11 protein-coding genes are annotated in these 10,392 nt (G+C 71.4%); all 11 read left to right on the top strand.

Features of this window, described 5'->3' with window-relative positions:
• The first annotated feature begins 1,694 nt into the window (after positions 1–1,694).
• Positions 1,695–1,997 carry a flagellar FlbD family protein gene (locus tag H7A69_RS16530; protein WP_182048046.1) on the top strand — a complete coding sequence of 101 codons (303 nt, stop codon included), beginning with the start codon at positions 1,695–1,697 and terminating at the stop codon, positions 1,995–1,997.
• Between the two features lies 1 nt (position 1,998).
• Positions 1,999–2,814, top strand: a complete 816-nt coding sequence (locus H7A69_RS16525; RefSeq protein ID WP_069710953.1) for a motility protein A — start codon at positions 1,999–2,001, stop codon at positions 2,812–2,814.
• 2 nt (positions 2,815–2,816) lie between these two features.
• On the top strand, positions 2,817–3,749 hold the full coding sequence (locus H7A69_RS16520; protein WP_182048045.1) for a flagellar motor protein MotB: 933 nt from the start codon (positions 2,817–2,819) through the stop codon (positions 3,747–3,749).
• 141 nt (positions 3,750–3,890) lie between these two features.
• The gene (locus H7A69_RS16515) at positions 3,891–4,772 is read left to right on the top strand and encodes a flagellar motor switch protein FliM (RefSeq protein WP_182048044.1); all 882 of its coding nucleotides are present in this window, start codon (positions 3,891–3,893) and stop codon (positions 4,770–4,772) included.
• Complete coding sequence (gene fliN / locus H7A69_RS16510) at positions 4,769–5,476, top strand: flagellar motor switch protein FliN (protein WP_069710950.1); 708 nt, start codon at positions 4,769–4,771, stop codon at positions 5,474–5,476. The genes H7A69_RS16515 and fliN overlap by 4 nt, the downstream gene beginning before the upstream one ends.
• Positions 5,477–5,479: 3 nt before the next feature.
• A complete protein-coding gene (locus H7A69_RS16505; RefSeq protein ID WP_182048043.1) occupies positions 5,480–6,067 on the top strand; it encodes a FliO/MopB family protein in 588 nt (195 codons plus the stop codon).
• A 53-nt stretch (positions 6,068–6,120) separates the two neighbouring features.
• The gene (fliP, locus tag H7A69_RS16500; RefSeq protein ID WP_182048047.1) at positions 6,121–6,888 is read left to right on the top strand and encodes a flagellar type III secretion system pore protein FliP; all 768 of its coding nucleotides are present in this window, start codon (positions 6,121–6,123) and stop codon (positions 6,886–6,888) included.
• Positions 6,888–7,160 carry a flagellar biosynthetic protein FliQ gene (locus H7A69_RS16495; protein WP_069710948.1) on the top strand — a complete coding sequence of 91 codons (273 nt, stop codon included), beginning with the start codon at positions 6,888–6,890 and terminating at the stop codon, positions 7,158–7,160. Before fliP ends, H7A69_RS16495 begins: the two co-directional genes overlap by 1 nt.
• A 2-nt stretch (positions 7,161–7,162) precedes the next feature.
• Positions 7,163–7,939: a flagellar biosynthetic protein FliR gene (locus H7A69_RS16490; RefSeq protein ID WP_069710947.1), complete on the top strand. Its 777-nt coding sequence runs from the start codon at positions 7,163–7,165 to the stop codon at positions 7,937–7,939.
• 6 nt (positions 7,940–7,945) lie between these two features.
• Positions 7,946–9,157: a flagellar biosynthesis protein FlhB gene (locus H7A69_RS16485; protein ID WP_182048042.1), complete on the top strand. Its 1,212-nt coding sequence runs from the start codon at positions 7,946–7,948 to the stop codon at positions 9,155–9,157.
• On the top strand, positions 9,154–10,392 hold a 1,239-nt coding region (locus H7A69_RS16480), incomplete at its 3' end, for a flagellar biosynthesis protein FlhA (RefSeq protein ID WP_182048041.1). The genes H7A69_RS16485 and H7A69_RS16480, both read left to right, overlap by 4 nt.

Genomic DNA, 10,392 nt, shown 5'->3' with positions numbered 1-10,392 from the left:
CTAGTCTGCAGCCGTCTACGATCTCCACATCTCCCCCGGCGATGCTCTCTCTGTCCCGTCACTACGCGCTTCCCATCCCTGCTGCACTGACTCCGCTCGGCTCTGCACTCTCTTTCCCTACACGACGCTCTTCCGTACTGGTGGATGGCCCGGCCCTCGTACACCCAGTCGTGCACGAGGGTGGTGCCCTCGGCCATCGCCGCGATCACGACGAAGAACGGCAGGTTGTCGATGTTCAGACCGGGGAACGGCATCGCGTGGATCTTGTCGATCGGCGCGTGCAGCTCGGACGGGTGCACGGTGATGTCGACGAGGCGCGTGCGGCCGTTCGCCGCTGCGTACTCCTCGCTGACGTCGAAGCGCAGGCCCATCTCGGCCAGGGTCGCGAGCTCGATCTCGAGGAACTCGATCGGCGCCCGCGTGACGGTCAGGGTCGAGGACGTCACGATGCCGGCGGTCAGCAGGCTCATCGCCTCCACCGGGTCCTCGCTCGGCCAGTAGTCCACGACCTCGTCGATGCGGCTCCTGCCGGTGATGCGGAGTGTCGTCGTGCCGATGCCCTCGATCTGCACGCCGAGCAGCTCGAGGAAGAAGCAGAGGTCCTGCACCATGTAGTTGGGGCTGGCGTTCCGGATGGTGGTGACGCCGTCGCGGGCGGCCGCGGCGAGGATCGCGTTCTCGGTCACGGTGTCACCACGCTCAGTCAGGACGACGGACTTCGTCGGCACCTCGGTGTTCGCCACGTCGACCTCGTACCACCCGGAGGTCGCCTCGACGTCGACGCCGAAGGGGCGCAGCGCGATGAGGTGCGGCTCGACGGTGCGGGTGCCGAGGTCGCAGCCGCCCGCGTAGGGGAGGCGGAAGGAGCCGTAGCGGCCGCTCAGCGGACCGAGGAACATGAGGACGCTGCGCGTGCGGCGGGCTGCGTCGGCGTCGATGGCGTCGAGGTGCAGGTCGGCCGGCGCGACGATCTCGAGCGTCTCGCCGTCCTCCGACCACGTGACCGTCGCGCCGAGGCTGCGGAGCACGTCGATGATGCGGTCGACCTCGACGATGCGGGCCACGCGGTGCAGGCGGGTCACCCCGCGGTTGAGGAGCGAGGCGCAGAGCAGTGCGACGGCGGCGTTCTTGCTCGAGTTCACCGCGATCGACCCGCTGAGCTTCCGGCCGCCCTGCACGCGCAGGTGCGCCCGCTGCGGGGCGCCGCCGATCGAGACGATCTGCTGGTCGAGGGCGTCGCTGATCCGGGTCAGCATCTCGAGGGAGAGGTTCTGGCCGCCCTGCTCGATCCGGTTGATCGCGCTCTGGCTGGTGCCGACGCGCTCGGCGAGCTGGGACTGGGTCATGCTGCGGCCCTTGCGGGCACCGCGGATGAGGGCGCCGACCTCGCGGAGGGGCGCGGCGGCCGAGGTGGCGGCTGCCGGGTCGGCGGGCGTGACGACGGTGGTGGTGTCGGACATGGACGCCACGGTAACACGGTGGTGAGATAAAACAGCGTCCCGGACACGGCTTCCTCGCAGGTACGACCGCAGTTCAACTCATCCATGAGTTCCCGAGGCCTCGGCGAGCGTCGGTCTGCACACCGCCGCTAACGCGTCGGCCCGCCGCGCCGATAGGCACCGGTGCACACCCACGGACGGGTCTGCATCCCGCCCCACGGACGGCGGCGGGACGATCGAGAACCAGGACGGGCCATGATCGTCGTCACACGACTCAACGGCAGCGCATTCGCTGTCAACCCCGACCTCGTGGAGCGCATCCAGGAGACGCCGGACACGACGCTCATCATGGTCGACGGTGCGAAGTACATCGTGCGCGAGTCCATGGCCGAGGTCATCGACGCCGTGGCCGCCTACCGCGCCCGGATCGTCGGCATGGCCTACGGTGCCGAGCTCCCCGGGAACGCGACCGGCCCGCAGCCCACCCTCGCCCCGGTCGCCCCGCTGGTCGCGACCGGCCGTCGCGACGGTGCCCGCACGCTGGACGGGGGGCGCTGAGATGGACATCGCGACCATCGTCGGGATCCTGCTGGCCTTCGGCGCCCTGTTCGGCATGGCGCAGATGGAGCACGTCGAGATGGCGGGGCTCTTCCTGCCCGCCCCGATGCTCCTCGTGTTCGTCGCCACCATCGGCTGCGGCGTCGCGAGCACGACCATGAAGGACGCCCTCGCCGCGTTCAAGACGGTGCCCAAGGCGTTCACCGGTAAGGTCACCCCGCCCCAGACCGTCATCGACGACGTCGTCGGACTCGCCGAGACCGCGCGGTCGAACGGCCTGCTCGCCCTCGAGCAGGAGGCCGACAAGCACGACGACCCCTTCATGAAGAAGGCCCTGCAGAACATCGCCGACGGCACGGACGGCGACGAGCTGCGGATCCTGCTCGAGGACGAGATCGAGTCGAACGCCGCACCGATGCGGAGCGCCAGCGCGTTCTTCATGGGCCTCGGCGGCTTCGCCCCGACGGTGGGCATCATCGGCACGGTCGTCTCGCTGACGCACGTGCTCGCCAACCTCGGCAAGCCCGACGAGCTCGGTCCGCTCATCGCGAGCGCGTTCGTCGCGACGCTGTGGGGCCTCCTCACCGCGAACTTCCTCTGGCTGCCCTTCGGCGGGAAGCTCCGGAAGCTCGCGCAGCTCGAGGCGGACCGGCAGACGCTCCTCATGGAGGGCCTGCTCGCGGTCCAGGCCGGCAGCCAGCCCCGCCTGCTCGGTGAGCGCCTGACGGCCATGGTGCCGCCGGCGGCACGCGGTGCGGCCGGCAAGGCGGGCAAGGGCGCGAAGGCCAGCGTCGACGACCAGCAGCTGGCGGCCTGACCGTGAGCGCGAACCCCCGCGGCCGCGGACGCGGTCGGAAGAAGGGCGGTCACGACGAGGCCGAGCACCCCGACGAGCGATGGATGGCGTCGTACATGGACATGATCACGGTCCTGATGTGCATGTTCCTCGTGCTGTTCGCCATGTCGTCGGTGGACCAGGAGAAGTACATCGCGCTGAAGAACTCGCTCGCGACCGGCTTCGGCGAGGTCAAGTCCGAGAAGGTCGACACCGCGTCGGGCACGATCGTGTCGAAGTCCCAGGTCACCAAGGACGGCAAGGGGTACGCGACGGACAAGTCCGACGCCGACCACTCCACGGCGGCGTCGGGTGCCGAGGACACGAACGTCGACCCGGCGTCGACGGCGGTGCCCCCGGTCGCGACGAAGGCCGACCTCGCGGCGGCGCAGTCGGAGCTCGACGACCTGAAGGCGATCGAGGCGGCGATCCAGGGCAACCTGGACAAGGCCGGCGAGTCGTCGAAGGTGCAGTTCGCCGTGGACGACCGCGGGCTCACCGTCCGGCTCGTCGGCAGCGAGACGTACTTCGCCACGAACAGCGCCGACCTGTCCGACCAGGCGCGTCGCATCATGGACGCCATCGCGCCGGTCCTGAAGAGCAGCGCGCACGACGTGAGCGTCGAGGGCCATGCCGACCAGCGGAACTCGACCGCGCCCTACGCGACGAACTGGGAGCTCAGCGCAGCCCGGGCGACGGGCGTGCTCCGTGACCTGGTCGAGCGCGGCGGGATGCCCGCGGACCACGTGCAGAGCGTCGGCTTCGGGTCGAGCCGCCCGCTCGCCCGGGGCGTCAGCGACGCGGACAACACGCTCAACCGTCGGGTCGACATCGTCGTGCTGTCGAACCAGGACCAGGACGTGAGCGCCCTGATGCCGGCGCTGGCGAAGGCGCAGGACGGAGCACGACAGGGCTAGACCGCTCGCGGACAGGATCCGCACCACCCGATCCCACCCCGCCGCGCCGGGCGTCGGGGCGGTACCGGCACCCGTGTCGCCACCGCCCCAGTACGGGGTACAGCACTGACGGCCGATGCACGGCGGCCGACAGACGCACCCGTGACCGAGACCCTGCCCGCGCCCGAGGTGTACGACTTCGCGCGCCCGTCGACGCTCGCCCGCGAGCACGCACGGGTCCTCGAGCTCGCCTTCGAGACGTTCGCGCGCCAGTGGGGCACGCAGCTCACGGCCAAGGTGCGCGCCGTCAGCCAGGTCACGTGCGAGCAGGTCGAGCTCACGACGTACGACGAGTACGCCGCCTCCCTGCCCGCCCTGACCGGCATGGTGCTGCTGCCGATCGCGGAGACGGCACCGAAGGGCGTGCTGCAGGTCCCGCTCGACGCCGCGCTCACGTGGGTGTCGCACGCGCTCGGCGCGTCGAAGCCGCTGCCGACCCCGGAGCGCACCTTCACCCCCATCGAGCAGGCCCTCGTCCGCAAGATCGTCGAGGACGCCCTCGACGACCTCCGGTACTCGTTCGGCGGCCTCCTCGCGCACGACGTCACGACCGGTGGCTTCCAGTTCAACAGCCAGTTCGCCCAGGCCGCGCAGAAGGGCGACCTGATGATCGTGGCGTCCTTCTCGATCCGCGTCGGCGACCGCGTGGCGCCGGGCACGCTCGCGCTGCCCGCCGAGGCGGTGCTCCCGCAGCTCGGCGAGGACACCACGAGCGTCTCCGCCGCCGACGCGAAGGTCCTGCTCGACGCCCAGCTCGCGAACGTGCCCGTGGGCGTCAGCCTGCACTTCGCGCCGGCCGCCGTCCTGCCGACGCAGGTCCTCCGGCTCGCCGTCGGCGACGTCCTGCCGCTGCCGCACCCGCAGCACCGCCCCCTCACCATCGCGGTCGACGGCGAACCCGTCGGCACCGCCGCCGTCGGCGCGAACGGCTCGCGCCTCGCCGGCATCGTCGTCACCACCACCGATCCGGAGCAGCACGCATGAGCGCCACCACCACCCTCCACGCCACCGCGGCCGAGTCGCTCGCGGCGCAGCTCCCGACGGCCGCCCCGCTGACCGCCGTCCTCCTGCCGGGAGGCGCGGCTCCCGTCGCCCTCGAGGCCGCGGTGGACGGCGTGGTCGCCTCGTTCGTCGGCGGGCTCTCCGCGGACCTCGCGCTGGTCCTCACCGACCTCGCCGCGGTCGTCGCCGCCGGTGGTGCCGATGCCGCCCTGGTCGACGTGACCGACGTGCTCCGTCCGTCGCTCGAGGCCGCCGCCGGCGTGCTCGGCGTCGGCGTGCTCGGCGATGCCCGGCGGGAGTCCGCCGCGTCCCTGTTCGCCGACCCCGAGACGGTGGTCTTCGAGCTCACCGCCGGCGGCGTCGCCGGGGGCTGGTTCGGCATCCGGGTCCGCGAGAACGGCACCGTGTCGGCACCGGCGGTCGCGGGCGCGCTGCCCACCGGCAACCTCGGCCGGATCAACAACGTCGAGATGACCCTGACGGTCGAGATCGGGCGCACCCGGATGTCGGTCCGCGACGTCCTCGGCATGGAGCCCGGCGCCGTCGTCGAGCTCGACCGGAGCGCCGGCGCCCCCGCGGACGTCCTGCTGAACGGCCGGCTCATCGCGCACGGCGAGGTCGTCGTCGTCGACCAGGACTACGCGGTCCGCATCACCAAGATCCTCGACGTCGCCGAGACGGTCTGATCCGTGGACACCCTCTGGATGGCCCTCCGGGTCGCCGTCTCGCTCGGCGTCGTGCTCGCCCTGATGTGGGTGCTGCACCGTCGCGCGACGAAGGGCGGCCTCGGGGCCGCGGCGAAGGGCCGCGGTCGTCGGTCCGCCGCGGTCGAGGTCGTCGGTCGCCAGGGCATCGGCGGCAAGGCCAGCGTCGTCGTCGTGGACGTCGAGGGCGAGCGCCTCGTGCTCGGCGTCTCCGAGCAGAGCGTCTCCTTGCTGCGGAGCGGTCCGACCCCGGCCCCCGAGCTCAGCATCGTCACCGGTCCGGTCGTCCTGCCGACCGTCGCGCCCGTCCGACCCGTCGCACCTGTCGCACCCGAGCCCGCACCGGCGGCCCCGTCCGCCGACCGGTTCCGTGCGGAACTGGAGCGGCAGGACCGTGCCGCCACGGTCCTCCCGGCCGACACGGCGACGCCGTTGCCCAAGCGGCCCCGCGGATCGGCCCGTCGACCGGGCCGGACCGTCGTGCCCACCGCGCAGCAGCTGCAGGGCTCCGTCCTGTCCGCGGACACGTGGCGGCAGGCCGCGGCCGCGCTCCGGGGCCGGCGGGCCGGGTGACGGCCGCGCTGCGGACCGGCCGCACCCTCACCCTCGTCGTCCTCGGGCTGGCGATGGTCGCCGGCTTCCTGCTCCTCACCGCCGGCGGTGCGCACGCCGCCGGCGTGACCGCGCCGACTGCACCCGCGACGCCCACGGCCCCGACGAACGGCGACTTCAGCGTCAGCGTGAACGGCCCCGACGGCGCGCCGTCGTCCGCGATCGTGACCCTGCTCGGCATCACGCTGCTGAGCGTCGCCCCGGCCCTGCTGCTCATGATGACGTCGTTCACGAAGATCTTCGTCGTGCTGGCGATGACCCGGAACGCCCTCGGCCTGCAGGGCATCCCGCCGAACCAGGTGATCGCGGGACTGGCGCTCTTCCTGTCGCTCTTCGTGATGGCACCGGTCCTCGGGCACATCAACGACGACGCCCTGCAGCCCTACCTGGCGGGGCACATCGACTTCGCGAAGGCCGTCGAGATCGGCACGAAGCCGCTGCGGACGTTCATGCTCCACCAGACGCGCGAGGAGGACGTCGCGCTCATCACCCGCGCCGCCGGTCAGGCGAACCCGAAGGACCTGGACGCCGTCCCGATGACCACCGTCATCCCCGCGTTCGTCATCTCCGAGCTGCGGAGCGCCTTCATCATCGGGTTCGTCATCTTCATCCCGTTCCTCGTGATCGACCTCGTCGTCTCCGCGGCGCTGATGTCGATGGGCATGATGATGCTCCCGCCGGTGATGATCTCGCTGCCGTTCAAGATCCTGCTGTTCGTCCTCGTCGACGGGTGGGGGCTCATCATCACGTCCCTCATCGAGAGCTACCAGGTGGTGCGCTGATGAACCAGCAGGCGGTCATCGACCTCACCCTCCAGGCGCTCCTGGTGTCGGCGAAGCTCGCCGCGCCGGTGCTCGTCACGTCGCTCGTCGTCGGCTTCGCGATCTCGCTGTTCCAGTCGGTCACGCAGATCCAGGAGGTCACGCTCTCGTTCGTGCCGAAGGCCGTCGCCGTCGCCATCGCGCTCGTCGTCTGCGGCAACTGGATGATCGCGGAGATGGTGGCGTTCACCCACGTCGCCTTCGACATGATCCCGAAGCTGCTGGGGACCTAGCCGTGGACCTCGTCATCGATGCGGACCGGATCGAGGCCACGATGCTCACCGGCGTGCGCCTCGTCGCGTTCTTCGTGATCGCGCCGCCGTTCGCGTACAAGGCGTTCCCCGGCACCGTGAAGATCATCCTCGGGCTCGGCCTGGCGATCGGCGTCGCGCCCCGCGTCGGGCTCGGCTACACGTCGCTCGACACGGCCGGCTTCCTGCTCGCCCTGCTCACCCAGCTCGTCGTCGGGCTCGGCCTCGGCTTCCTCGTCTACTTGGTCTTCGCGGCCGTGCAGTCCGCGGGCGGGCTCGTCGACCTGTTCGGCGGCTTCACCCTCGCGCAGGCGTACGACCCGCAGTCGCAGGTCAACGGTGCGCAGTTCACCCGCCTGTTCCAGATGGCCTCGCTCGCGCTCCTGTTCGCCAGCGGCGGCTACCAGCTCATCGTCGCCGGGCTCGTGCGGTCGTTCGACGCCGTGCCCCTCGTCACCGCCGACGGCAGCCCGGGCACCTTCGCGCTCGGCGGCTTCGCGTCCGTGCTGGTCGCGGCGGCGGGGCAGATGTTCCTGTCCGCGCTGCAGATCGCCGGACCGCTCGTCGTGGTGCTCTTCCTCGCCGACGTCGGGCTCGGTCTGCTCACCCGTGTCGCCCCGGCGCTGAACGCATTCCAGATGGGGTTCCCGATCAAGATCGGGCTGACCGTGGTGTTCGCCGGTGCGCTCTTCATGGCCCTCCCGGCCGTCGTGTCCTCGCTCACGGGCGACGCGGTGGCCGCGATCACCGGGCGGGGGTGAGGCGACGTGTCCGACGGTGGCAGCGGCGAGCGGTCCGAGCAGGCGACCCAGCAGCGCATGCGCGAGGTGCACCGCAAGGGGCAGCTCGGCCGGTCGCAGGACCTCAGCGCCTGGATCGGCATCGCGATGGCGGCGCTCGTCATGCCCGCGACGATCGGCAGTGCCGCCGGCGCGGGGGAGCAGCAGCTCCGCGTGGTCCAGCGGGTGATCGCCGACCCGACGGTGCCCGCCGTGCGCGAGGCCCTCGCCGACGCACTGGCCTCGATCGGCGGGACGATCGGCCCGATGCTCGCCGTCGTCGCGGTGGCCGTCGCGGCGGTCTCGGTCGCGCAGGGCGGTGTGCACTTCCGACGGATGGCCCCCCAGCCCGACCACTTCGACCCCGTGGCCGGCGTGAAGCGCGTGTTCGGGGTGCAAGCGCTCTGGAACGGCGTGAAGGCCCTGCTGAAGACCGCGGTCGTCGGCCTCGTGCTCTGGTTCGCCGTGCAGTCGCTCGTCCCGGTCCTCATGTCCAGCGGGTCCCTGCCGCTCTCGTCCGTGCTCGACGCGGCGAAGGGGGGCGCCGGCACCCTGCTCCGCGCCGCCGTCGCGGCCGGTCTGCTGCTCGCCGCGATCGACGTGCTCGTGGTCGTGCGGCGCAACCGCAAGCGCACGATGATGACGAAGCAGGAGGTCAAGGACGAGTCGAAGCGGACCGACGGCGACCCGCTCGTGAAGTCCCAGCGACGCTCCCGGCAGCTCGCGATGAGCCGCAACCGGATGGTCGCGGCGATCGGTGACGCCGACGTCGTGATGACGAACCCGACGCACTTCGCCGTCGCGCTCCGGTACGAGCCCGGGAAGTCGGCTCCCCGCGTCACGGCGAAGGGTGCTGGTCCGGTCGCCGACGTCATCCGCGCGAAGGCCGAGGAGTGCCGGGTGCCCATCGTCCGCGACGTCCCGCTCACCCGTGCGCTGCACGCCGCGTGCGACCTCGGCCAGGAGGTCCCGGTCGACCTCTACACGCCCGTCGCCCGCGTCCTGTCCTTCGTGATGACCCTCAAGGCCCGCGGTGCCGCGTCCGGCACGCACGCGGCCCCGCGCCCGACGACGCCCGACGAGGTCGCCACCGTGCTCGACCCCGCCACGCTCAGCGGCGACGCCCGCCCGCGGCGCCTCCGCGCACCCCGTCCCACCGACCGTTCCACCAGCCCGTCCACCGAAGGGGCACCCGCATGAACCGCAAGGACCTCCCCAAGCTCGCCGTCCCGGTCTTCATCGTCGGCATCGTCCTGCTGCTGATCCTGCCGGTGCCGTCGTTCCTGCTCGACGTGCTCATCATCCTGAACATCCTGCTGGCGCTGGTGATCCTCCTCACGACGCTGTTCGTGAAGAAGCCGCTCGACTTCTCGGTGTTCCCGTCGCTGCTGCTCGTCGCGACGCTCTTCCGCCTCGGCCTCAACGTGGCGTCGACCCGCCTGGTGCTCGGCGAGGGCTTCGCGGGCGACGTCATCCAGGCGTTCGGGCACGTCGCCGTGTCGGGGTCGATCATCATCGGCTCGGTCGTCTTCCTCATCCTCGTCGTCATCCAGTTCGTCGTCGTCACGAAGGGCGCCGAGCGCGTGGCCGAGGTCGGCGCCCGCTTCACCCTCGACGCGATGCCCGGCAAGCAGATGGCGATCGACGCCGACCTCAACGCCGGGCTCATCACCGACGCCGAGGCCAAGGAGCGTCGCGCGGCGGTCTCCGCCGAGGCCGACTTCTACGGCGCGATGGACGGTGCGTCGAAGTTCGTCAAGGGTGACGCCATCGCCGGCATCCTCATCCTGGTCATCAACATGCTCGGCGGCGTCGCCATCGGGATGCTGCAGAACGGGCTCTCGATCACGGACGCGCTGTCGAAGTACGGCATCCTGACGATCGGTGACGGGCTCGTGTCGCAGATCCCCGCGCTCCTCATGGCGGTGTCGACCGGCATGATCGTCACGCGGTCCGGCGCGGAGACCGAGATCGGTGCCTCGGCGACGACGCAGCTCACGCAGTCGCGGAACGCGCTGACGATCGCCGGTGTCGCCGCGATCGCGATGGGCTTCATCCCGGGCATGCCGATCGTGCCGTTCCTGCTCATCGGCGCCGGGCTCCTGTTCGCCGGCTGGCGGCTGTCGCGGCAGGCGAAGGAGCGGGAGGCCGCCGCCGCACAGCAGCAGGCCCTCGAGGCCGCCGCGCCCTCGTCGGACTCGCCGGAGGACCTCCTCGAGCAGATGCGCGTGCACGCCCTCGAGATCCTGCTCGCCCCCGACCTCGTCGACATGGTGTCCGGCTCGTCCGACGACCTCCTCGGCCGGGTCCGCGCGCTCCGGCGGAAGATCGCGGTCGACATGGGCATCGTCGTGCCGCCCGTCCGCACCCGGGACAGCATCGAGCTCCCGCCGTCGACCTACGCGATCCGCATCGCCGGCGTCGAGGCCGGTCGG

Origin of the sequence: Curtobacterium sp. ME26 (assembly GCF_903970945.1) — a bacterium.
In the GTDB taxonomy this organism is placed as follows: Bacteria; Actinomycetota; Actinomycetes; order Actinomycetales; family Microbacteriaceae; genus Curtobacterium; species Curtobacterium citri.
Note: the sequence above shows the minus strand (reverse complement) of the source record. Positions and strands in the feature narration are given on the sequence as shown.